Source organism: Acidianus infernus, from assembly GCF_009729545.1.
GTDB classification, from domain to species: domain Archaea; phylum Thermoproteota; class Thermoprotei_A; order Sulfolobales; family Sulfolobaceae; genus Acidianus; species Acidianus infernus.
Genome location: NZ_WFIY01000004.1, coordinates 355602 through 378864, shown reverse-complemented (window position 1 = coordinate 378864; position 23263 = coordinate 355602). Strand labels below are relative to the sequence as shown.

At 34.1% G+C, this 23263-nt stretch carries 22 protein-coding genes and 1 tRNA gene; 7 read left to right on the top strand and 16 right to left on the bottom strand.

All coding sequences use genetic code 11. The features are described 5' to 3' along the window. Positions 1-7 precede the first annotated feature (7 nt). Positions 8-940, top strand: coding sequence for a DNA primase regulatory subunit PriL (locus tag D1867_RS02285; protein ID WP_155862635.1), 933 nt, complete (start codon positions 8-10; stop codon positions 938-940). On the opposite strand, the gene pgsA is transcribed toward D1867_RS02285, so the two are convergent. Continuing rightward, positions 910-1485: an archaetidylinositol phosphate synthase gene (pgsA, locus tag D1867_RS02280; RefSeq protein ID WP_155862634.1), complete on the bottom strand. Its 576-nt coding sequence runs from the start codon at positions 1483-1485 to the stop codon at positions 910-912. The genes D1867_RS02285 and pgsA overlap by 31 nt on opposite strands. A gap of 52 nt (positions 1486-1537) precedes the next feature. Here pgsA and D1867_RS02275 point away from each other — a divergent pair, with 52 nt between their 5' ends. Genes D1867_RS02275 through D1867_RS02265 form a run of 3 tightly spaced genes read left to right on the top strand, consistent with a single transcriptional unit; the run spans position 1538 to position 2788 of the window. After that, a complete protein-coding gene (locus D1867_RS02275; protein ID WP_155862633.1) occupies positions 1538-1852 on the top strand; it encodes a hypothetical protein in 315 nt (104 codons plus the stop codon). 22 nt (positions 1853-1874) lie between these two features. Beyond that, the gene (locus tag D1867_RS02270; RefSeq protein ID WP_155862632.1) at positions 1875-2360 is read left to right on the top strand and encodes a protein-lysine N-methyltransferase; all 486 of its coding nucleotides are present in this window, start codon (positions 1875-1877) and stop codon (positions 2358-2360) included. Continuing rightward, complete coding sequence (locus D1867_RS02265; protein ID WP_338077929.1) at positions 2357-2788, top strand: DUF2286 domain-containing protein; 432 nt, start codon at positions 2357-2359, stop codon at positions 2786-2788. Before D1867_RS02270 ends, D1867_RS02265 begins: the two co-directional genes overlap by 4 nt. 16 nt (positions 2789-2804) lie before the next feature. Here the strand turns inward: D1867_RS02265 and D1867_RS02260 are convergent, their stop codons facing one another. Then, positions 2805-5432, bottom strand: a complete 2628-nt coding sequence (locus tag D1867_RS02260; RefSeq protein ID WP_338077928.1) for a DNA-directed DNA polymerase I — start codon at positions 5430-5432, stop codon at positions 2805-2807. 74 nt (positions 5433-5506) lie between these two features. Here D1867_RS02260 and D1867_RS02255 point away from each other — a divergent pair. Then, positions 5507-5581: transfer RNA gene (locus D1867_RS02255), tRNA-Arg, on the top strand. An 832-nt stretch (positions 5582-6413) separates the two neighbouring features. Next, positions 6414-8603: a hypothetical protein gene (locus D1867_RS02250; RefSeq protein ID WP_155862630.1), complete on the top strand. Its 2190-nt coding sequence runs from the start codon at positions 6414-6416 to the stop codon at positions 8601-8603. A gap of 212 nt (positions 8604-8815) precedes the next feature. Here the strand turns inward: D1867_RS02250 and D1867_RS02245 are convergent, their stop codons facing one another. The 12 genes from D1867_RS02245 to D1867_RS02190 all read right to left on the bottom strand — a co-directional run bounded on the left by D1867_RS02245 (position 8816) and on the right by D1867_RS02190 (position 20304). Next, on the bottom strand, positions 8816-9850 hold the full coding sequence (locus tag D1867_RS02245) for an inositol-3-phosphate synthase (RefSeq protein WP_155862629.1): 1035 nt from the start codon (positions 9848-9850) through the stop codon (positions 8816-8818). Further along, positions 9847-11220, bottom strand: coding sequence for an NADH-quinone oxidoreductase subunit NuoN (nuoN, locus tag D1867_RS02240; protein WP_155862628.1), 1374 nt, complete (start codon positions 11218-11220; stop codon positions 9847-9849). Before nuoN ends, D1867_RS02245 begins: the two co-directional genes overlap by 4 nt. Positions 11221-11222: 2 nt before the next feature. After that, the gene (locus tag D1867_RS02235) at positions 11223-14660 is read right to left on the bottom strand and encodes a proton-conducting transporter transmembrane domain-containing protein (RefSeq protein ID WP_155862627.1); all 3438 of its coding nucleotides are present in this window, start codon (positions 14658-14660) and stop codon (positions 11223-11225) included. A 2-nt stretch (positions 14661-14662) separates the two neighbouring features. Beyond that, on the bottom strand, positions 14663-14947 hold the full coding sequence (gene nuoK / locus D1867_RS02230) for an NADH-quinone oxidoreductase subunit NuoK (protein WP_155862626.1): 285 nt from the start codon (positions 14945-14947) through the stop codon (positions 14663-14665). Positions 14948-14949: 2 nt separating this feature from the next. Then, positions 14950-15444, bottom strand: coding sequence for an NADH-quinone oxidoreductase subunit J family protein (locus D1867_RS02225; protein ID WP_155862625.1), 495 nt, complete (start codon positions 15442-15444; stop codon positions 14950-14952). Next, positions 15428-15922 carry an NADH-quinone oxidoreductase subunit NuoI gene (gene nuoI, locus D1867_RS02220; RefSeq protein ID WP_155862624.1) on the bottom strand — a complete coding sequence of 165 codons (495 nt, stop codon included), beginning with the start codon at positions 15920-15922 and terminating at the stop codon, positions 15428-15430. The genes D1867_RS02225 and nuoI overlap by 17 nt, the downstream gene beginning before the upstream one ends. Then, positions 15913-16974 (bottom strand): NADH-quinone oxidoreductase subunit NuoH, encoded by a 1062-nt coding sequence (gene nuoH, locus D1867_RS02215; protein WP_155862623.1) that lies wholly within the window; start codon positions 16972-16974, stop codon positions 15913-15915. Before nuoH ends, nuoI begins: the two co-directional genes overlap by 10 nt. After that, positions 16974-18152, bottom strand: a complete 1179-nt coding sequence (locus D1867_RS02210; RefSeq protein ID WP_155864366.1) for an NADH-quinone oxidoreductase subunit D — start codon at positions 18150-18152, stop codon at positions 16974-16976. Before D1867_RS02210 ends, nuoH begins: the two co-directional genes overlap by 1 nt. A 7-nt stretch (positions 18153-18159) precedes the next feature. Then, complete coding sequence (locus D1867_RS02205; RefSeq protein WP_155862622.1) at positions 18160-18657, bottom strand: NADH-quinone oxidoreductase subunit C; 498 nt, start codon at positions 18655-18657, stop codon at positions 18160-18162. Continuing rightward, positions 18654-19043: an NADH dehydrogenase subunit 3 gene (locus D1867_RS02200; RefSeq protein ID WP_155862621.1), complete on the bottom strand. Its 390-nt coding sequence runs from the start codon at positions 19041-19043 to the stop codon at positions 18654-18656. Before D1867_RS02200 ends, D1867_RS02205 begins: the two co-directional genes overlap by 4 nt. 98 nt (positions 19044-19141) lie before the next feature. Then, complete coding sequence (gene thyX, locus D1867_RS02195) at positions 19142-19909, bottom strand: FAD-dependent thymidylate synthase (RefSeq protein WP_155862620.1); 768 nt, start codon at positions 19907-19909, stop codon at positions 19142-19144. Between the two features lie 56 nt (positions 19910-19965). After that, positions 19966-20304: a DUF2175 domain-containing protein gene (locus D1867_RS02190; RefSeq protein WP_155862619.1), complete on the bottom strand. Its 339-nt coding sequence runs from the start codon at positions 20302-20304 to the stop codon at positions 19966-19968. A 44-nt stretch (positions 20305-20348) separates the two neighbouring features. Here D1867_RS02190 and D1867_RS02185 point away from each other — a divergent pair, with 44 nt between their 5' ends. After that, entirely contained in the window at positions 20349-21506 is a 1158-nt protein-coding gene (locus D1867_RS02185; RefSeq protein WP_155862618.1) for a hypothetical protein, read from the top strand. Here D1867_RS02185 and D1867_RS02180 read toward each other — a convergent pair. Beyond that, positions 21495-22178 (bottom strand): Rossmann-like domain-containing protein, encoded by a 684-nt coding sequence (locus tag D1867_RS02180; RefSeq protein WP_155862617.1) that lies wholly within the window; start codon positions 22176-22178, stop codon positions 21495-21497. The two genes, D1867_RS02185 and D1867_RS02180, sit on opposite strands and share 12 nt — an antisense overlap. Further along, a complete protein-coding gene (locus D1867_RS02175; RefSeq protein WP_155862616.1) occupies positions 22175-23245 on the bottom strand; it encodes a nucleotidyltransferase family protein in 1071 nt (356 codons plus the stop codon). The genes D1867_RS02180 and D1867_RS02175 overlap by 4 nt, the downstream gene beginning before the upstream one ends. Positions 23246-23263: the final 18 nt, after the last annotated feature.

Sequence of the window (23263 nt, the reverse complement as noted above, 5' to 3'; positions counted from 1 at the left end):
TAAAACTGTGGCAATAGTAAATACTGAAGCTTATCCATTTAGAGTCAGTTTAGAACAAGTTCTCTCAAGATATGGGGGCTTATCTTTTTACGACGTAATTTCGAATAATGGAGATACAATAAAAGAAGCTAAGGAAAGGATAAATAGGATAATTAAGGGTGAGGATATAAAACATTACAAGGACACTAAAAATCCTCAATTATTATTTTATTCCGTTCTTCTAATACTTTCAGTTCTAGGAGATAAAAAAATCGCAGAAAAAGTTTGTAGAAAAGAGGCTGAACTTTTTGCAGAGGATTTAGAGAAAGAAGACGAGGAAAATTTACTTGAAATGGCTAATTTTCTAGGAATAAAAGTTGAAAAGAAGAAAATTGAATACCATGTAACTAAGGGAAAAGTTGTTCTAAATTATGCAATTTATTTCATAGATTATCTAAGACTAACTAAAAATCTAAGGAAGAATTCTAAGTTTTCGTTATCAGAAAGAATTCTTAAAGATGGATATGTCTTTATAGATAGAAAGACATTGCTAAGCTTGGCAAAGGAAGTTATCTACGAAAAAATGATGAGCCTAGTAAAGCCAATTCCTTTGTCAGAGATCCCAGATACTATAAGGGATTTACTCTTTCTGAGAAAAGGTATAACGCCACCTTGTATTTCTGCCTTATTTAAGAAGGATAAAAAAAGCGAAGAAGAACTAAAAATTCTCACTGTTTATATGATAGATATAGGCAGTAGTACGGATTCGATAATAACTATGCTTAAAAACAACGGCATTCAAAATCCCGAGGACTTCTTAAATCATTTTATAAAAGAAAGAAAAACTAGATACATAGTTTACAACTGTACACAGCTAAAGAAAATGAACTTATGCGTATCAGAGTGCGGGGTAAAAAATCCTTTACAACTCTATTTTGGTAGATTAGATAATATTAGTTGAAACCTTTGAATTACGGTAACTATTGATAATACGATAAATAGATAAAATATATAGATAGTAAATGTAAAATTGAAGAATATCAAAATAAGGATTATCATCGTGAAGATTATTCTTTCTCCCCTTTCTATTATACCTCTTCCCTCAGCTTTAATTCCTAAAGCTTCTGCTCTAGCTCTTAAATATGGAATAATTAGCGAAATTCCTACAAGAAGCGAAACTAGTAAAGGTTGAAAATATAGTACCAAAGGACTTAAAAATAATGTGTCTTCTACTCTATCTAGAGAAGAGTCTAAAAACGCACCTTTGTTTCCGGCTGTTCCAGATATTCTTGCAACCTCACCGTCTAATGCGTCAGAAAATGAAGATATAGCAAGTAATATTGCACCGTAGAGTGGATTTTTTGAAATGTATAATATGATAAAATAAACAATGGAAAGGACAAGCCCTATTATAGTAATTTCGTTAGCTTTTACTCCATTTTTTGCTAATACGTTAGCTATAGGCCTTAATATCCTCTTACTTTCCCTCCTTAATCTGGTAATCATCGTTACCACTACTGTTTTAAACCAGTTTCATGAGATTGTGAGTGAGATTGTTATGAAAGCTAAAAAGTTAATCCTCGTAACGTCAGAAGCACACCCAATGCATAAGGCATTCCTAAATGTTACAGAGCAACTATCAAAAGAGTTGGGAATTGAAAAGGAAGTAAAAATGGAGGATTACTCATTTTTAGCAGATTATGGAGAAAAGGACGATTTAGGAATGTCTTGGCTACCTCAATTATTCGTAGAGTTAGAAGACGGTAAAATAGTTCCTATTTTAACTAAAATGCCATTGGGAGCAGATTTAAAAGCTGACTCAACAAAAGGCAAAGAAGAAGCTCTAAATAAAATAAAAAGCCTAACTTCATAAACATTATTTGAAGTGGTTAAAAATGACATACACACCACATGTTCCATATGTACCAACACCTGAACCAGTTGTAAGGAAAATGCTAGAAATAGCAAAAGTAGGACCAGAAGACATAGTATATGATTTAGGTTGTGGAGACGGGAGGATTGTAATAACTGCAGCAAAAGAATTTAATGCAAAAAAAGCGGTAGGCATAGATATTAACGACGAAAGAATAAAAGAAGCTTTAGAGAACGTTAAAAAGAATGGTGTTGAAGGGAAAGTAATAATCGAAAAGGGTAACTTTTTTGATATAGATCTATCAGAAGCAACAGTAGTTACAATGTTTTTATTAACAAATGTAAACGAAATGCTTAAGCCTAAATTAGAAAAAGAGCTTAAGCCAGGAACTAGAGTAGTTTCACACGAGTTCGAAATGAGAGGCTGGACTCCGAAAGAAGTAGTCAAGGTTGAAGACGGAAATATGAACCATATAGTTTACCTTTATGTTATAGGTGAACATAAGTGAAAGTTATAATTCTCAAAAGTGAGAATGGAAAAATAACGTCAGAAAAAATAACAGAAGGAGACCTAGCAGAAGTAGTAAGAAATACTGCTATTGAAGCACTAAAAGAATGGAACGAGCTCACGTCGGATTTTATAATCATGAAAGACTCACAAGAAGCTAAATTACCATTACCTTTAAAACCAGACGTTTATGAAGCTGTAAAGAACTTCTTAGCAGGAAAAGAAAAATCTGCTGCAATACTGAAAATACCAATATTCATAATAAGTTATGACAATATATGGCAAGAAGAAAATTTCCAAGACAAGAAAGTTTACGTCGTCTCTTATTATCTAAACGACGACCTTAAGAAAGAATTGATTGAATACGCACAAGGAGTTACTTCGGAAGAAAAACCTCAAGATAGCGGAGAAGAGGAAGAAGAAGAATAAATTTCTTTGTTTTCATTTAAAATTTGAAGAAAGAATCTATAGATATTGTAGATGCTATTTCGTCCCAGCTAATGCCTAGAGACTTTAACAGCTGCTCAAAAGTACTTTTTACTGCATCATAATACTTATCCAAATCTATCTCTGTCAACTTAGCTAATTGTACTGGCTTTACTCCTTCCTTACTTTTTACCTTAACAAATAGTATCATATCCCTAGGTAATACTTGAATTCCTAGGGCTCTTAATTGCATTGCTGCTTTTACATGCTGTGGAGTATTCTTAGTATAAGAATCCAAATCTTTAGAAAGCATAACTCTAAAGGCTAACTCATCTAGGTTATATTCCTTATTCTTTAACTTATCATAAACGCTCTTTACTTTCTCTGCAATCTCCTTCTTTACCTTTTCAAGATCTGAAGGAGAATTTATAGTACCCATTAGATCTTTAACTTCTTTAAATGCCTCCTTCAAGAACTCCGGAGTATTTCTTTTCTTAGCTAACATTCCTTTTATATCAAACGTGGAATCTGTGAAAACTCCAAAGTAGTTCTTTTTCAATCCTGAGAACGCTACAAATCTATAACTTTTATCGAGCTCTAGATCCAACTTAAAGTTCTCCTTTACCCATTTAATTATGGTATTCAATTGCTCCTGTGTCGGCTGATATAAGAACAATGAATCAGTATCGCCGTAAAGAACTCTAGTTCCAACCTCTTGGGCTTTTTTAACTGTGCTAGTAATTACATATCTACCTAGGGCTGTAACGCTTTCTGCTACTGCTGGCGCATAAAGCGGGAAGCTTTCTGCTCCAAATACTCCATAAGTTGCGTTAATAAACACCTTCATACCCCTTTGTACTACTTCATACATCATTTTACGTTCAGGATCTAGATCTTTTTGCTTCGACTTTTTCTTATATATCTTAACCCTAAAGTCCCTAAGTAAGCCAGTAATAACTGCAGTTATTCCCGGTCTATCCATGCAAACGTGATGAAGGACTTGACCGGTCTCATCTTTAACGTCAACTACGTTCTTACAATTTTCAATATCAACTGTTTCATAACTTAAATTCCAAGTCCTAATAATTGAAGGGTACAGAGAGGCAAAGTCTAATACCGTAACGTTAAAGAAAACTCCTACTGGTGGGTCAATTACTACTGCTCCCTTATATCCTTTACCTTTAATTATTGCCGAAGTCTTTAGCGTTGACGATCTTTCCAATATTTCTTCTTTTAAAGGAATTAACCAATTCCTTCTTCTATGCTCCCAATAGTAAAGATTCTTTACCCAAGCTGAGATTTCTGTTCTAGTCAGTTCTTCAATTCCTAATTTGGATATCCTAGCAAAAAGTACTATTAATTTCCAAGTTAAATCATTATTAAATGTTGTGAGCTTTAATGTAATTTCCGAATCTCTAAAGTTATATTGGATAAGCTTGGAAATATCTAGATCACTAATTAGACTATCAACTTTAACCTTAGACATCCCGAGCAAAGCACTTGCTACTGCGTCTAAGTTATATTCACTATACTTTCCTTCAAATGCATAATTCCTTACTGCCTTATTAAAGAAGAACCTATAGAGATCTATATGAAAGCCTGGAAGGAATTTAGTTTCTCTACTTCCAATATCAAAAGGAATTTCCTCTGGAAAGAAACCTAACTTTAAAGATCTAAAGTAAATGTAAGGAACGTCAAAATCATCGCCGTTAAACGTTAAGAGTAGAGGATAAGTTTTCACTATTTCAAAAAACCTTGATAGCATTTCTCTCTCGGTCTTGAATTTCTCTACAGATATTCCTTCATTGTTTGTATTTCCCTCACCTACGTCTTCCCTTTCTATTACTAAAACTTTCTTTAATCCATCGCTACCAGCTAAAGATATGCTTATGATCGGAAATTCTGCCTTATAGGGATCTGGAACCCTACCTTTCATTGGAGTAAAAACTTCAATATCTACTGCAACCCTCTTAATTGAAGGTATTTCAGACTCAAAGAGCGGAGCCCATTGTAAAGCCATCTCTTTCGTTACTTCATCTGAATCTTGGAAAGCTTTAGTAACTTCTTCAGTATCAACTTTAGGAATAATAGCTTCTAGCCTACCCTTATTCACTTTATAAGGCATTCCTGGAATTAACTGCATGTCATAAATATAGTTATTGAAATACTTTATGTGAGCTTCATAAGCTTTAGGAACGTAGTTTCTCATCCTTCTTACTGCTAAAGGATCTTTAACTACAATCTTGGTCAAAGTAATAGGCTTCCAAGTATAAGGATCGATCTTGGTTACTACCTCTAAATGGTCAAAGGAAGGATCTCTAATAATCTTAGCTATTTTCCTAACTTTTTCAGGATCTAAATCTACTAAGAAATAGGACTTATGACCAGTATTATCATAAAGTATAGCCGCCTCTTGAGTTTCAGGATCGTATAATTTCATCACTGCCTTCCCTTTTTTACCATCATAATCCACACCTAGTAGGTAGTAAGTCCTACCTTCTTTAGCTTCCTTAATCCACTCAACTTGTCCTCTCTTATTCTCGACTTCCAATTGTTGCACTTCTTCCTTTTCTTTCTCTACTCCTTTTCCTTCATCATGAGACTCTTGTTTTATTGAGAAATCAAAGAGCGTAATCTGTTTTGCCACAATATATAAATGGAAGAAATACTCTTTAAGCATTAGGGTTTCATTTATTATACAGAGAAAATAATTTAACTCAAGGACCCGTAGCTTAGCCAGGACAAAGCGCAGGCCTTCGGAGCCTGTGATCCCGGGTTCGAATCCCGGCGGGTCCGTGATAATTTCATTACTTGAGAGCTTATCTCCATTAATATACTCGTAGGCAACATATGAGAAAAATTTGGTAATCTTCTGAGTCTTCATTAATTGTAGAAGTGATGCTAACAATGCCTTCAATGGTTAACTTATATTTATAAAGTATCTTTCAATTTAGAATTTTCCAAGTATTCTATAGCTAATGTTAAATATCTCAATTATCATCTTTATGTATTCATAATCTCTTAAGGATTAATTTATAATTTTCCTCCATATAATCTAAATTATAAAAACATAAGTACTGAAGTGTACTTATCTTCTATCTTAAAAGCCAATAGGCTCAAAGTCCTTAGCAACAGTTAAGGAGTATACGAAAACATTTATATTAATTCATTTTTTTAAAAAAAAGTTACTAAAATTATGCTCAACAAATATCTTATCTGGATTTACATTTCCAATATCTTTTTGAAATTTCGTAAAATTTTTAGCACCTAACATTAATAACTCAAGGATTACTCTATACATTTTCCAAATCCTTAATTTTATTTTCTTTGTTTTATTCGATCTCTTGACTTATCCTCTTCTACCTCATCTATATTTAACAATATCTCTTTCCTTTTTGTATTTTTTATTTTGAAATTCATAGATATGAAGATAACCTAGATGTTTTAGTTATTATGTTATTTTAATGTTATAATGTATTATAAATATTGCCTGACAATTATATATAACATTAAAGATAGGTAACACAATAATAATTACAAAATACGCTATTTTTCCTTATTATTTATATCACACGCAAATTTGGGTAAATCCTTTTTAATACTCACAACGCTTTTTTGCTGAACAAAAATGGAAGGAAAAGTTGTAGCCCTAGTAGGAGTAATCGTTATACTATTAATAGTAGCAGCAATTGGTTTTTATGAATATTCTTCAACATCAAGCAGCTATTCTTCTCTATCTTCATCCTATTCTTCGCTCAGTAGCTCATATGCCTCTCTTAACTCCTCCTATTCTTCGCTAGTAGCTCAACTACAGAAAGCTCAACAAAATGAAAGTACATATATGAAAGAAGCAGAAAACTATTCAAAGCTTTATATGATGTATAAGAGCTTATATAATCAAAATGCAGAAGGAGCAGCATTAGACGCAGTTTTAGAGTTATATGATGGAATATCAATAGAGAATCCTAATGATGTATTACCTTATTTAGCTCAAAACTTTACTGCAAAAATAGAAGGAGTACCATTCCCAGGAACATACAATTTAGAATCATTCAATAATACGTGGCTAGCAGACTTCTTCTCAACTTATGAGACTGTATACTTCTATACTACAGCATTACCAACAATAACTCAAATTTCGCATAATACCTATGAAGTTACGGACGTGGTTCAGTTCTTCGTAGCGCCTACCAATGATCCTATATATTTACAAGTATTTAACGCATCTAACACAATCATAGTCCAAGAGATTAATGGAAAGATGGAAATAACTTCACTTACATGGATAGGTAATGAGTTACCACCTTCTGCAGTTATAGCTGGATATCCATCTCAACACACATTAGAATCTAATGTAGTATTAAGCGAAGTATTATCAGAGATAAACGGTCTTGGTGGAGAGTTTAATCCTACAACTATCGCACAGAATTTTGCGCCAAATGCTGTTTTAGAAGTTACTGGACAGTTACCCCCAGTTTTCACACCAGGTAATTATACTGGAATATCAAAAATAGAGAGTTTCTTCTTCACATGGGATAGCTACTTCATATTTGTTGCAGAGTATTCACAGAACTTATTACCTAATGGAACTGCTGTACCACCTAGCGTAAGTGTTCAATTATCTCCATCTGGAACAATGGCAGTAGTAGTTGCAAATGTTACGCCATTCATAGGTTTCGTAAACCAGGGAGAACCAGGGTTCCCCAACATCTATGATATTCACGTTAATTTAGTTACATACTTACAATATAACTCGACTACAGCATCCTGGCAGATAGAAAAACAGATATTTAACGCAAAAATGATTCCAATATTACAAGATACCTTATACTATAATCTAAATATGCCATTATTCAAGGTAATTGGTGAAGATACAGTAACTGTAAACGCTTCTCAAGGAGCAATATTACAAGAAGGCAACATAGTCACTGTCATAAAGCCTGGAACTTATGCAATGTTACCTAATGGAAGTATGGTAAGCATATATAACTTCTCTTTAATCACCTTCAGCTTACAAGCAGTAATGCCTCCAGCCCAAGACTTCTTCAACTTAACACCTACATACGCATTCGCATTTGCTATAAACGGTCAAATATCTCCTAAGTATGCATTAGTAAATGCCAGTGGATCTCCAGATCCTGCAATAACAATAGTTTATGCACCAGATACTTGGACATCATGGACGTGGTTTGGCGGAACGTTTAATGGTACAGCATACATAGGAGGAAGTTACAAGTTTGCAGACCATTGGATATATGGAAATGGAGTAATAGTGAATAACCAGTTCTTTAAGCCAGTATTATGGATCTTCGAAAGCTCTTGCGAACCAGTTGGAATGCCTCCAACTCCAGTAAGCGTTACACCAAAGCAAGTATTTGGATTATCTCCAATAGCAGACTATACTTATGAGGTAAACGGAATAACTGGCGGTGTAGTAGTGGCCGGAAATATATTAGTAGTTATACAGCCTGGAACTACTATAACTACACCTAGTGGAACTACTCTAACAACGTTCAACTTCTCTGTAGTATTCTATGCACCGCAAAACGTAACTGCTCCAGAACCAGGACAAGTACCGTTCCTAGTATTCGCTTATGCAATAAATAACTGCGTATCATTCCACTATGTAGCATCTAAACCGTTTATAACAGTAATTATGACACCATCTTGCGGAGCCAACATGTGGACTTGGGGATTAACAAAGTCTGGCACTTATGGTTATGTACTACACGATCCAATATTAATAGGAAAGGGTATAGTAATCAACTTAACATTCGTAAGACCAGTTCCTTGGGTATTAACACTACCTCTAATGTAAAATCTTTTCTTTTTATTAAGTTATATTGTTTTTATACTATATAAGCCTTGGTTCTAACATCTTCTTTTTAATCTATAGTTTAGACAATTGATTCTCATTAAGATAAGGGAGAAAATGTAGTAGTAAGAAATAATTATCTTTAGAACTAGTTAGTTGTAGTGATGACTGAACCCCGGTCTGAACAGTGATGCCACCGTGTGAGGACTGATTTATTATTTTATTATTTTCTTTAGAAAATCTTCAAAGTGAGCTTTTGCCTCGTCTATAGACTTATATCTAACTGGAGAATTCTTAAAATAATAACCGCAAACTTCAGGAATTACTCCTCCTATGTTATTGTCCTTAAGGATTTTAGCTAGTCTTATAAGATCAATTAATGGTTGTACCGCGTTAGGTGCGTCGTAAGTCTTTAACGAGATGTCGACCCTAACTTTTGCGCCCATCGCATATTCTCCTTCTATAACCATGTAACTTACTCTTCTATCTCCTAGAAACTCTACATAATCTGAAGTACCTGCAACTATTTCAGCATTATCTGATCTTTGTGAGATAAAAGAAGATTTTATCTTCTTTTTAAGATCTTTCTTCCAATCCTCTAAAGTCGCAAAAGTTTCTGTATTTCCAGCTATGTCAATTTGGTAAGATCTTAAAATTTTTACTCCCCTTTTCTGCAAAAATTCAATTATACCGGAATGAAAGATTGTGCCACCTATTTGACTAAGTAAATCGTCTCCAAAAATTGGTATCTTTGCTTCCTTATACTTATCCCCTATTCTCTCTGTTACATTAGAAGGAGTTGCATTAATAAATGAGGAATTAGCGGAGAGGCTCTCCTCAGCATAAAATAAGCTAGCCTTATCTGCTCCAGCCGGTAATAAATTGATTACAACGTCTACATTGTTTTCCTTTAATACTTCTTTAACATTCACGGGTTTCTCTTCTGATTCTTCAATAACTTTAGACAGTTGTTCATCTATACCATCTAAAGTGGGACCTCTTAATACTTCAACATCGTTTTTAACATCTACATACTTTTGAACTACATTAGGCTTTGAAAAAATGGCCTCTGATAATTTCTTTCCAACCTTTCTTTTATCTACATCAAAAGCAGTAACTATTTCTATTTCATCAGCTCTTATAGGTAAGTCAAGAATTCCTGGAATTTCTATACCTTGTTTAGCCATTTCTATTGACTGAACTAATGCAGACGCAACATTTCCTACTCCTACAAGACCAACTCTTATCATACTATCACCAAGATTAGGGGAGATATTATACCAATACCTATGCTTAGTATGGCAGAAAATATAACACTGTCTCTCTCTTCGCTTTCTACAAAACTCAACTCTCCTTCCCTAAACATTTCCCTAATTACTGGAATATAATATCCTGCAGATATTGCGCTATTTAAGACCGCTATAATTATCAACCACGGATATAAGTAAACAGATTCAAATAGGAATAATTTTCCCCAGAAACCTATAATTGGAGGAATTCCTAACAAACTTAAAACCAGGATTGAGACTGAAGTAGCTAAACCTCTATCTGATTTCGCTAGACCTCTTAATCCCTCGAACCTAGCAGTTCCGGAAACTTTCTCTATATAGTTAACAAAATTGAAGAGACCTGCTTGTGCTATAACGTAAGCTAAGCTTTGAGTTATTAACCCTGCTTCGGCTATTTGAGTATTTACCTTAAGGGCAACAAATCCTATTAGAATAAAGCCCATTTGTGCTATGCTACTGAAGGCTAATATGGAAGGCAAGTCTCTCCTTGAAAACGCTATGATGTTTCCTACAAACATACTAAGTATAGCCATGATAGAAAATAATACAACGAAAAACGTTATAATGTTCTGTGTAGGATCGCCTAATGATATAATCCTTAAAAGGGGAATAATTCCTAACAATTTTCCCACACTTGATATAAATGATACAGAAATTCTATCAGCATTTATATAAACTTCTGGAAGCCAACCTTGGAATGGAAAAGCCCCTAATTTAAAGAAGAAGGCAATAGAAAGCAACGAGATACCAAGCATGAAAAGGTAAGGATATTTTATTGTAGAATAGTTTAGAGAGAAAGTATTAACTGAAAGGAAATATAATGCAAAACCAAATATCATAAATGACGAAGATATTAATCCCATGATTAAATATTTGATTCCAGCATCAACTGACTTGTAATCCTTTCTGAGCATAGTAATTGCATAAGATGCTGCAGAAGATATACCCCAAGCTCCTAATATAATCAAAATGTTATAAGCAAAAGCCATGTAAACTAATCCTAGTCCAGTAAGCAAAAGTAAAGATAACATTGAAGACCTAGTACTCCAACTCTCAATGTGCGATTTACCTCCCAGTACGACGACAGTAGTCCCTATTAACACTATTATTGAGAAAAGGTAACCTACATTATCCAGATATAGTGTACACGAGAATATTGTATAACCTACGAATCCTATTATCCAGAAAAATGATAAAATTATTATCCCTATAATATTTACACTTAGCGTTAAGTAAAATGCTTTTCTAAATTCTTTTATAAATAAAACCGCTATAGCAGAAAAAAGTAACATTATAGATAAAATTATTATTGGCAAATCCTGAGTTAACATTTTTAATCACCTAACATCAAAATAATTACTATAACAATTAATAATATAATACCACCCACATAATAACCTAAATAATCTCTTAAAAGCCCCTTTTGAAGTATATTAAATAGCCGACCACCATAGTTAATTATTCCGTTTGGAAGTTTATAATTGAGAGAATTATCTATTCCTTTGGTTTCTACGTAGTTAAATATACCAGAACTTACTTTCAAAGATAATATTCCTGCAATATCCATTATTGGATAAATGTACCATCCATAATAGAAGAAGTTTATAATTGGAGATAGGAATTTATTGTTGAACATTCCGCCAGTATAAATTATAAAAGCTATGGCTATTCCAACTAATGAAACTATGAAATCAATGTTATTATATATGAAAACATTTGACGGCACTGAAAAACCTTTCCCTATAAACGATACAAAGGGAAATATTTCTATTGAGAGTATTATAGACGAGATCACGAGAATTGCGGGAGAAACATACATTATAGGCGATATATGACCCTCAGCCTCCTTCTCTCCAGAGCCGTACATAAATAACCTAGCTATATACCTTATAATATAGATGGCGCCAGCAAACTCTAATACTATATAAATCATATCAATGTAAGAATTGTATGAAGTTAAATATGAAATGAATGAGTGAGCCCAAAATCCTATGAAAAGTGGTACGTTGGCCAGGTTTAGAGCAGCAAAAAGTTGTAGTACAAATACTAATTTAAGTTTCTTGTACAGATTTGGATACTCTCCTATGTATCTGCTTTCGATATAATGAATTACAGAACCTGCATTCATGAACAGCGTAGCCTTATATATTCCGTGAGCAATCATCTGTATTAAGCCTATTGAAATTCCTGCATAAACTAAAGCGAAATTATGAAGCTGAATAGCCAATAACCCACCGAGAGATGAAGAAAATATCATTAAGCTAATTTGGTCAGCAGTTGAATTAGCTAATATAACCTTTTGCTCTTTCGAAACTAACGCATTAAGTGAAGTAAATATTGCAGTGAATATATTTATTCCTACAATTATTTCTAAGAATATTTCCAGAGATGTGGAATATCCTTGTATGAGGAAAGGATAAGTCAAAAATGTAAATATTGCCCCTAAATTTACCATGGTTGCGGCGTGTATCAGTGCACTAACTGGAGTAGGACCAGTCATTGCTGTAACCAGCCATTGAGTAAATGGAAACTGAGCGCTTTTTGATAGTCCACCTAAATATAATAAAATAAGAAATATTACAGAATATGGCAAGATAAGAAGAGATGGAAGCTCTGAGAATAAACCTTGAATTGAAGAATGAAGTACCGGATATATAACAGTAATTCCGCTAAGGGTAGATTGAGACGTTAGGAAAAGTAAATATCCTAATACCGTTATCATTCCAATATCTGCTATTCTTGTAAATACTAATGCCCTTATTCCACTAGTAGTAGGTCTAGATAGATATTCTATTCCTAGTACGAATCTCTTAAAGTCACCTACTACATTTCTTTCATTATCGTCTAACCAATAGCTTATTAGCCCATAAGACGCTAAGGATGTTCCTTCCCAACCAGCTAAGAATACTAATATATTATCACCCAAAACTACTGAAAGCATTGATGAAATGAAGAAGCCGAAGAATCCCCAATATCTCCTAAGTACCTTGTCTTCCTTCATGTAGCCTATGCTATAAATCGCTATAAAGAAAGATAAGGTAGATACAAATACCGCCAAAATTGCTTGGAGTAAAGAAGAGCTAAACTGGAAGTACTCAAAAGCTGTAAATGTATAGGCAGGAACAAAGAAGTTTGGGTGAGGTGTAATAACTGTATAAATTAAGTTGTAAATTGAAAGAATCATGGAAAGTCCTATTAGAGTTGAGACTATTGCGCCTTTAACGTCTTGGTTAAGTTTACCTGAAATTAGCGAAATTAGAGAGCCGAGTGCAGGAAGAATAACAATTAGGAATAGGCAAATGTGAGCCGAGGAAGGCAAGGTTTGAATAAAGTTATTGAAAGAAATGGAAAGTAATGATGGATAGAAGAAGAAAACTCCACTTATCACTGCTAGCAAAAGCATTGGAATAGAATACTCGGCTATTTTGTCAATATCCTTTATCTCCTTTTTCCCAGCATAGACTTTCTTGAATAAATAAGCAGAATACCCGCTGGATAAACCTACGCCTATTGTCACTCCAATTACTAACAATATAAATAAAAGTGGTGACGAAACATGAATTAGTTGACCTACCGCAAGTAATAATAATACTTCACTCAAAAATCCTATAGTTGGTGGTAATCCTAGGATATTTAAAAGTCCTATGAAAGATAAGGTAGTATGAAGTGGAGACGATAGATAAAGCCCTCCAAGCTCTTCTATATTTCTAGTATTTAACTCAGTAATCGAAGCTCCAGCACTCATGAATAATATCGCTTTCCCAAATCCGTGAGATGCATAAATAAGCACTGCAGACAGTATTCCTATAGGCAATTGATTAACGTTTTGCCCCAAACCTAGTATGTATGCAGTTGACGAGCCTAATAACATGTAACCCATCTGCGAAACCGTAGAGTAGGCTAAAAACCTCTTAAAGTCCTTTTGAGCCAAGGCGTTAATTCCTCCGTAAATCATCGTAATAACTGCCCAACCTATAAATATTGGCGCTAAATAAGAGAAAGTCGGGAATAAATAGAAGTAAATTATTATTACATAAACTCCTAATCCCACTAAATTGGGGCTTAATAACACTGATATCGGAGTTGGGGCTTCACCATGGGCGTAAGGTAACCAAATATTAAATCCTGCTTGTGCTGATTTTACTAACATTCCTATAACTCCTAAGAGGAGAACTAATTCTGCAAAGGGTATTGACGATAATACATTAATTACCCCGTAAGAAGAATAAATGTCCATTGTGTGAAATTCTAATCCAATTATTATGATAGAAGCAAGCAATAATATTGTTCCAATGTGGGTCCAAATAAAATACATTAAGCTAATTCTTCTTCTATCACCATAACCGTAAAGCAGAATTAGGAGGAAAGAAGTTACTAATGAGATTTCTAGAAACACGTAAATTTCTAGTAGATTAGTTGAAATTGATATATAAAGCATGGATACTGCAAATAATGAATATAGACCGTAATATAGACCCCAACTTCCTTCTCCTATTTTTTCCTCCATATACCTTAATGAATATACTGTAGTCACAATAGTTACTGCCAAAATTACTACGAGGAAGGAGTAATTCAGATCGTTAACAGTGAGGCCGAAGTAACCTATATCAGTACCAACAAAGAAATTCTCAAAAAGGCCTCTCCTTAATAGGAAGAATGAATTTATACCTATCGCAATAATTGAAAGAATAAAAGCGCTCTTTTTCTCTTTAATAAAAAATACTAGGGAAGAGAGAGCGAGAGATATGATTAGAATTAATATAGATATCATTTTTAATCCACCTCAAGAGATCCTTTATTTCTATAATATAGAATTATCGAAGCAAAAGCCACTACTACTTCTATGAGAGCCATACTTATTGCAAAAATTGAGAAAATAATAGGAGAATATACTTTACCAAATAAACTGGAAATAGAGAAAACAAGGAGAATAGTTGAATTTAAAATTATCTCAGATGATAAAAGAATTCTAATTACATTTCTACTATTAATTAAACCGTAAATACCTATTCCTATTAAAGTAATTGATAAAGATACGCCAAACTCTCCTAAAATCATTTCTAATCCCTCCTAGCAAGAGTTATTGCTTCTATTAATGTAGTTAATAGTCCAACCACTAGAACTACTGCAGGGAACCAGTACTTCTCTAAAATTATTGAGGAAAGTGTCTGAAGATTAATTTCTCCTACTTGACTTACTTGAACCCCAGATAATGAAAGAACTACTGCTATAAATATAAGCACAGCAGAGACTCCTGCCACAACTTGTGCCCAGGCCGTATTTATTTGCCTAACTTCCAATCCTTTAAACATAACTAAAGATATTGATAAGAAAACTACCGTTGCACCGACGTATAATAAAAGATGAAAGACCGAATATAAGGAATACTGGAATGAAATAAGTGCTATAAGTACTGCTATACTAACTCCTAGGAAAGCTAAGGATATTGCGGCGTAAAAGAGATTCTTTGAACTAACTATGAATATTGCAGAAGAAATCGATATTATAGAGAAAAATAAGAATAAAATTAAACAAAGATTAAGACTCTGGAACATATTTTATACCCTTCTCTTCATCTATAACTGCTCTAACTTTTTTAACTACCTTATCCTCAGGAGGGTTATCAAAGTTTTTATTGAATTTTTCTGGATCAAATATTAAATCCCTCCTATTTGAGAAAGCAACATCGTGAACTCCAGTCTCTTTTAAGGCATCAACTGGACATATGTCTACACAGAAACCGCAAAATACACATCTACCGTAATTTATTGTAGGTAGTTTTTTGCCTTGATATGTCATCATCTTCATAGCATCTGCTGGACAAATCATTGCACATAACGTGCAGCCTATACATATGTCCTTATATAGCCTTATTATGCCACGATATCCAGCAGGAAGAGTTAACGATTCTTCAGGATATTTTAGTGTAATCCTCTGAGGTTTTACCATGTATTTGATTCCAGTACCTATTGATTGTAAATGGTCGGCAAATAACCTAAACGGATTTTCCTTTTTATATTCTTTTACAGCCATAAGTAACCCACCAATGTACCCGTAATTAATGAAATTAGGGATAGAGGAAATAAGTATTTCCAACTACCCCTAAGAGCTTGATCTATCCTATATCTACCATATACTCCCCTTAAAAATACTGAAAAGAATAGGAGTAATACTGCTTTGAAAGTCAAAAACGCTGCTCCAGGTAGTCCGCTAAATGGATACCAACCACCTAAAAATAGGTCAGCAAAAACTAGGGAATATATAAAATTACCAACATAAGATCCTGCCATGGTTAATACGAATAAGAATCCAGAGTACTCAGTATAAGGACCTATAACCAGCTCAGTTTCTGCCTCTACAATATCAAAAGGAAACCTTGAACTGCCTATTAGCATTCCTACAATGAAAATGAAAGCCGCTATAGGATTTACTATTGCTCCTGGAATTCCTTTCTGTACTATAACTGCTAAGTCTAAGGTATGATATTCAATGGCCATAGATAAAGTTGCTATTAGAATCAGGGCGTCATAACTAACTGATAAGAAAGTTTCTCTCACAGCCCCTACTATTGCAAACCTGTTATTAGTAACCCAAGCTAAGAATACTACAAAAATAGGATATATCGACTCTAAAGCTAAGATAAGTAATAAGTTGTAACAAGTGAAAATGCCGGCAAGAACTCCATAACCAATATTTGGATCGTAGAAATCGTGATAGTAGATTGAAAATACAGACCCACTTTGAGGAATTACTGATACTGGAATTGCTGCAAAAGGTAAAATCGAAACTAAAAGCAATAGAACCGGAGCTATTGTGAATAATGTCTCATTAACTCCTGAAGGTATTATAACTTCGGAAAAAACGAACTTCAGTGCATCAGCTATTAATTGCAAATATCCGCCTAATCTCTTTGAAGCGTAATAAGGACCTATTCGCATTTGAACTCTCGCTGCAGCTTTTCTCTCAAACCATATCGTTGTCAATAAAAGAATCCCAGTAAATAATAAACCAGGAAATATAATTACAACAAAAAATGACGGATAAAAGAAATAAAATCTAATTAAAGATATCAAGTTGCCTATCATTACCTATCAGCCTCTGGTGGGAAGTAATCTAAACTTCCATATATTGATACAATATCAGCGTATCTAGCACCTTTACATAAGTTTTTGAATACATAAATTGCCCTATAGGATGGAGTTATCATCCTTAACCTATAAGGTTTAGGAGATCCATCACTTACTACATAATAGAAAAGTTCTCCTCTAGATGCCTCAACTCTGGCAGCAGCTTCTCCCCTAGGTGGTCTAAATGAAGCGTAATAACCTGGTAAAACTATCCTTCCTTGTCCTTGAACCCACTTCTTCATTCTAATTGGTGGGATTTGTTTTAAGAACCTATCAGCCAATATTGGTCCTTCTGGTATGTCCTTTATTATTTGTTCTAAAATTCTCATACTTTGTTCCATTTCCTCAAATCTAACTAAAGTTCTTGCGTATCCGTCTCCTTCTTTATACACTGGAATTTCAAAATCCAACTTAGAATATGCTGCATAAGGTTCAGCTTTTCTAACATCAAAATTAACTCCAGATGCCCTAAGATTAGGCCCTACTGCACCCCATTCTATTGCTTGCTCTCTAGTCATTACTCCAACATTTTGTAATCTATCCATGATAGTTGGATTCTTTAGGAAAATCTTTTCCCAATCTTTTATCTTCTTTCTCATATAATTAATCGCTTTCTTAGTCATTTCTATAATACTAGGTGTTAGATCTCTTCTTACTCCTCCAGGGATTATATAGGAATTAGTAACTCTGGCACCAGTTAATGCTTCAAGTATTTGAAGCCAAACTTCTCTATCTCCGAAGCCCCACATAAAAGCAGTTGAGTGACCAAGAAATATTCCTAGAATCCCTAAACCGTAAAGATGGCTGGCTATTCTATTAACTTCTGCAGCAAAGCTCCTCAAATATAAGGCTCTCTCCGGTACATCAACGTTAAGTATTTTCTCTACCGCCATTATGTAACCCATATTCATGTGTATTGAATCCAAAATTGCTGGCCTTTCTACTAAAGGAATCAAATGCATGTAATTCCTATTTTCTCCTAGTTTTTCCACAGCCCTATGAACATAACCTACGTCTAGTTCGCAATCTTCTACTATATCACCGTTAAGTTTAACAAGTATCCTCATGTGTCCAGATCCTGGGTGCTGAGGACCTACGTTAAGTTCTCCTTGAACTGGAACTACTTCTACTTCCATTCCATAATTATCCAGGCTTGTCAACGAATAGTCCCTCCAATTTTATTTTAAAATCTTTTCTTAATGGATAAACTCCTTCAAAGTCTTCTGGAAGGAATAATCTAGATAGTTGTGGGTGACCTTCAAATCTTACTCCTAACATTTCATAAGTTTCTCTTTCTCCCGTCCACGCGCTGCCCCAAATTTGAGTTAAGCTAGGTAAAGAAGGATCCTTATAATCTACATAAGTCTTAATTGCAAATATTATTTTTTGTAAATCTTCTACCGAATATGAAGAAACGTGATAGACTATCTGAATTTTCTGTTGTTCAGGAAAATCTATCCCAGTTACTGCTATTACGTGATCGAATCCTATTTCTTTCATAATTTTAGCTACTTCTATAATCTTATCCTTTGTAACATCTAATGAGCCCCTACTCTCAGATTCGGCTTTGGCTATTATTCCTTTTGCCTTTAATTCTGCTAGTATTTTATCTATAGGCTTTTGAACAGTGGTCTGACTCATTGTCTCAACTCCCAGTTTTGTATCATATTAATTTGAGTTATTGAATAATACATTACTGGATAAATTAATACTATAAACGAGCCGATAATTATCATTAAGTTTCTGAATAGAATAAAATTACCCAGCAAAGGCACTGATGCTATCGCAAAAAGTAAAATTAGAATTGGTTCTATAGTAACATACATTAGAAGATATCCATAGTATTGTAGAGGGAACCAAAGTCTACCTTCTCCATATGGTATATTCCCAGCTTCAAATCTACTTATTTTGACCGGAGTAGGATTATGAGGAACCATTAGCGAAATTATTTTGTAACCTCCGTAACCTAATGCTAAAGTGAGAATTGAAGGTAATCCAAAAGCCACAAGCGCTTGAACTAAGCTCATACACATGAGTAACACTAAACGTGGTTAAAATATTTTTCTTAACAGAACTCAAACATGTTTATAAAATTTATATCCTACTATACAAAAAAGGAAATATATTATTTAATTTTATTTAGGATACTCTTAGCATTCTGTATACATTTATATATCCCATCTCTAGGCACTCCTTCAACACAACGTTGAGATATAAACTCTGTCTTCTCGTTAATCTCCTCAAGAGAAATTGGCGTCTCCCTAATAAAGTTCTCGTGAATTATGCAATTTGGTCCGGCATACTTAAAGAGGCGTGGGTGGACTTTCTTAACTTCCTCTAACATCTTCCAGGCTATTGCCCTAATCTCCCACTGTGCTCTGCTACATAACCTAAGAGAAAAGAAATTATATAACTCGCGAGCGTTCATTGTAACGACGATGTTTGTGTTCACACCGTTAGGTAAAACATATCTGGCGTCTTCCTCAGGAACGCCGTTTTGTAATAACTCGTAGTAGTATTTGTAAGCATCATCGTAAGCCTTCTTTACTACCTCCTCATTTCTCTTTTCCGCAGAAGGCGGTATCACAGGCTGATAGTACTCATCGACGGGCTTTGCAAATCTATGGCTCATCTGAGTGTATGAGGCTATCCTATGCCTGACAAGTTGATGAGATGCTACCCTACTTATTCCCTCAATCGAGAATGTATAAACGCTGTGCTCTAACGGTGACCAGTATCCGTGAATGATGGCGTCACGGATCCACACTTCTACCTCCTCATCAGTCATTGTCTTCTCGTGATAGTCCCAACCCTTCCTTGATCTACTCATCTTAGAAGCAATTGCTACTACTCTTTCTCCATCCTTGGTGTAAGAAACTAGCTCAACTTTCATTATCTACTAACTTAAAATGGAGAATAAAAACTAAGATTGCTTGATAATATTTTAGTTCACTCAAGTACTCCGCTAAGTTTCTCTACAGCTCTAGTAAGCATTGCAGAGTTCTTTTCTGCATCTTTTTCAGCTTGCTCCATATATTTTTTAACTTCTTCATCTTTTATTTTTCCTAGTCTCTGCTTGTATACAACTATCATTTTTAGTTCATCTTCCAACGAGTCTAGTACTGCAGTCAGTTGCTCTTGGTCTACTTTCGCAGTCTTTAGTGCTTTTTCTCTAAAGCATGTATAATGAACTACAGTCTTCTTTGAAGTAAAAGTAAATAATTCATCCCAGTATATTATATTTTTACATATATCACACGTCCACTTTGTTGGGGGTGCCCTGCTCATGGTGAAAGAGTAGAATTATATACTAAATAAAGATTACGGTATTGATGATATCCGAAAAATTGGTCTCTGATTTAAAGTTTTATGACAAGCCTTTAGGAGTATTCTTTACTGCAGATAATTGCAAAGAGTGCGATGAACTTCTTAAGAAAATTAAAGAATTGCCTATTTCAAAGAGGCTAATGATAGAAGAAGTTAATGGTTTAGAATATCCAGAATATCTAAACAGACTAACCAGAGGTGTGATTCCTACATTATCAATTTTATCTCCAGACTTAGGAATTATGGGAGTTATAGAATCTACAGATGTTAAAGAAATAGAAGCAAGACTAAGGGAAATAGTTGAGGCTTATTATAAGGGATATAAAGGAGAAAGACTATCAGAATTTATACCCGAACCAGTGGAGGTTGGAAAAGAAATAATATATGACGTAATGGACGCATTACTCGCTTCTTATCCTGCAGACTTTAGAATGATAGAGTTTTACAAGTTTATTTCAAGTATAAACAAGGATTATAGTAAAGCGGAAAAAGTCATTAAGCCACTGAACGAAATTTCTGAATTTCTTCTTGGTAGAAAGAAAACAATAAATGCTAACTCAATATATACAACCGAAATTTCCTTCTATACAATATATGGACTAAGGAAAGTGGAAGATCTATTACAATTAATAGGTGATGATGGAATAGTTTATAGAAGTACCAGAAAACAGAATAAAGGCTTATTAATTGACGAAGTAATGGCAGGAAACGCGTTGCTTACTCAATACGAGAATACCTTAAACGATGTATATCTGAATTACGCTAGAAAAATCTACGATTTTATTGTAAACAATCTCCCTCACGAGAAAGGATTTAGAGACACTATGCCAAAAGATGAATTAAGTAAAATTACTTTCTTGGAGCCTTTAGCTAACTCAGAAGCAGGAATATTCTTTGCTAGGTATTGGGCAATTACTGGAGAAGAAAAATCTGCGGACTTAGCTAAGAAAGCGATAAACTGTGCATTCGCAGGCTCCTCTGATCCTAGAGTACTAGCAAGGATTTCTATAGCATTGATAAAATTACAAGATTTAATAAGAACAAACGAAAAAGGACCTTACTCAGATTTAAGAATAGAATTTTCAAAACAAGCTCAATGCAAGTATCTTAAAGATGGAAAATGCTATGAAAAAATTGAAGAAATTAAATTCTCATATTTTTAAATACATCTTTGTAACATACCTTGATAGCTGTTTTGCACTTCCTCCTTCACAAATAGTCCTAAACGCTCTATATTGATCAACTGGAACTATTTTGCCAACAGCTTCGAACCCGTATTTTTTAAGCGTAGAAATTGCTTCTACAGCCGATATTCCAGTTAAAATCAGATGATTAGCTTTTACGTTCTTGACTATTTTATCTATAGTATTATTTATTAATGCTGAACCGAAAATAACAGCTACGTCACACGTTTCCCCATTAAATTGCGAAAAAGGTTTGGCGTTATTTTGAGGTTGCGTAGAAAAATCGTATAAGACCACGCTGGAAAAATTGCCAGCGGAAATATAAGGATAGTATCCGAATGCACAAACTTTACCTCCAGAGTATAAAGTTAAGGGATCTCCAGCTGTTAGCTTACCAGTAGTTATCGAATTTAATATAGCGACAGAAATACTCCTTTTTAATGGATTATCCACATCAACTGCTACATCGTAAGCGTTTTTTCCAATCATTTCTCCAGCATAGTCAACTTCACCTTCTGCTATAGTATGGGATATTCCCATGCTTTGGTCGTCCAAAATTACTGCAGTGTAAGATGTACCTACACAAATGTTTATTATTTTTCTCTGCTTTAAATCGTAAGATAACTCGTCTATAATTTCGTCTAATATCATAATATTATCTTATCCTCCTCATATATAGATTCTGTCACTTCCTTATTAGGTAATATAATGTTCTTTTTATTAATTAAAATACCGTCATGAGTTATTACTTCTTCTCCAAATATGGTTTCCTCCCTTATATGATTCCATTTACCGATCTTACACTTATCAGCAATTATCGAACCTTTTATGAAGCTATTCTCACTTACAAGTACATTTTCCATGAGTAACGATTCTCCAATATAAACGCCATTTTTAATTACAGAACCTTTGCCTATTATTGAATTAGAATCAATATACGAGTCTTCACCTATAATCACTCCATCTGAAATAAAATAAGGCGGAGTTAGCGTCGCTCTTTCGGATACTTTTGCAGTATTTGATATATACCCTCTTGGAAATCTTTTTCCTAGTAATTCGAAGTTAAGTTTCATATAATCATAAGGAGTTCCTATATCGGCCCATATTCCGTCGTACTTATAAACCGAAACGCAATACTTCTCTAGAATTTTTGGCAAAAAGTTTCTGCTTATTGAGGGACCTTGTATAAAGTTCAATATATTCTTATTAAATACATATACCCCACCATTTATTAAATTAGAAATAGGATTAGATGGCTTCTCTATAATCTCAATTAATTTATTATCTTCTGTAAGTAAGACTCCATATCTTCTAGGATTATTAACTTTGGTTGCTAAAAGAGTTACTGGGCATTCACTTTGAGCGTGGAATTTAAGTAAATCTAAAAAATTAACTTCACTATAGATATCGCCATATATTACAATCACAACATCATCAAGTTTTGCTTGTGTAGAGACAAATTTTAAAGCTCCTGCATCTCCTAAAGGTTCTTTTTCAATTATAGGCGTAACATTTTTACCGTCTACATGAGATAGTATTTTATCAGCCATTACCCTTAACGAAAGATAAACATTGTGAATTCCCGCATTCTCTAATCCTTCCAAGATATAATCTAGAATTGGCTTACCTAAAACTGGAAATAAAGCCTTAGGTTTAGTTAAGCTTAAAGGCCTAAGTCTTGTAGCGTATCCTCCAGCCAAAATAATTGCAGAAACCATAATATATTAAAAAGCATG

Bases quoted from the DNA above. Each gene is read 5' to 3' on its own strand.
- thyX (WP_155862620.1), bottom strand. From the start codon at position 19,909: ATGAAAGTTGAGCTAGTTTCTTACACCAAGGATGGAGAAAGAGTAGTA.
- D1867_RS02175 (WP_155862616.1), bottom strand. From the start codon at position 23,245: ATGGTTTCTGCAATTATTTTGGCTGGAGGATACGCTACAAGACTTAGG.
- D1867_RS02225 (WP_155862625.1), bottom strand. From the start codon at position 15,444: ATGTTCCAGAGTCTTAATCTTTGTTTAATTTTATTCTTATTTTTCTCT.
- D1867_RS02270 (WP_155862632.1), top strand. From the start codon at position 1,875: ATGACATACACACCACATGTTCCATATGTACCAACACCTGAACCAGTT.
- pgsA (WP_155862634.1), bottom strand. From the start codon at position 1,485: ATGATTACCAGATTAAGGAGGGAAAGTAAGAGGATATTAAGGCCTATA.
- D1867_RS02210 (WP_155864366.1), bottom strand. From the start codon at position 18,152: ATGGAAGTAGAAGTAGTTCCAGTTCAAGGAGAACTTAACGTAGGTCCT.
- nuoN (WP_155862628.1), bottom strand. From the start codon at position 11,220: ATGTTAACTCAGGATTTGCCAATAATAATTTTATCTATAATGTTACTT.
- D1867_RS02245 (WP_155862629.1), bottom strand. From the start codon at position 9,850: ATGATAAGAGTTGGTCTTGTAGGAGTAGGAAATGTTGCGTCTGCATTA.
- D1867_RS02205 (WP_155862622.1), bottom strand. From the start codon at position 18,657: ATGAGTCAGACCACTGTTCAAAAGCCTATAGATAAAATACTAGCAGAA.
- D1867_RS02180 (WP_155862617.1), bottom strand. From the start codon at position 22,178: ATGATATTAGACGAAATTATAGACGAGTTATCTTACGATTTAAAGCAG.
- D1867_RS02235 (WP_155862627.1), bottom strand. From the start codon at position 14,660: ATGATATCTATATTAATTCTAATCATATCTCTCGCTCTCTCTTCCCTA.
- D1867_RS02200 (WP_155862621.1), bottom strand. From the start codon at position 19,043: ATGAGCTTAGTTCAAGCGCTTGTGGCTTTTGGATTACCTTCAATTCTC.
- D1867_RS02185 (WP_155862618.1), top strand. From the start codon at position 20,349: ATGATATCCGAAAAATTGGTCTCTGATTTAAAGTTTTATGACAAGCCT.
- D1867_RS02250 (WP_155862630.1), top strand. From the start codon at position 6,414: ATGGAAGGAAAAGTTGTAGCCCTAGTAGGAGTAATCGTTATACTATTA.
- nuoK (WP_155862626.1), bottom strand. From the start codon at position 14,947: ATGATTTTAGGAGAGTTTGGCGTATCTTTATCAATTACTTTAATAGGA.
- nuoH (WP_155862623.1), bottom strand. From the start codon at position 16,974: ATGATAGGCAACTTGATATCTTTAATTAGATTTTATTTCTTTTATCCG.
- nuoI (WP_155862624.1), bottom strand. From the start codon at position 15,922: ATGGCTGTAAAAGAATATAAAAAGGAAAATCCGTTTAGGTTATTTGCC.
- D1867_RS02275 (WP_155862633.1), top strand. From the start codon at position 1,538: ATGAAAGCTAAAAAGTTAATCCTCGTAACGTCAGAAGCACACCCAATG.
- D1867_RS02190 (WP_155862619.1), bottom strand. From the start codon at position 20,304: ATGAGCAGGGCACCCCCAACAAAGTGGACGTGTGATATATGTAAAAAT.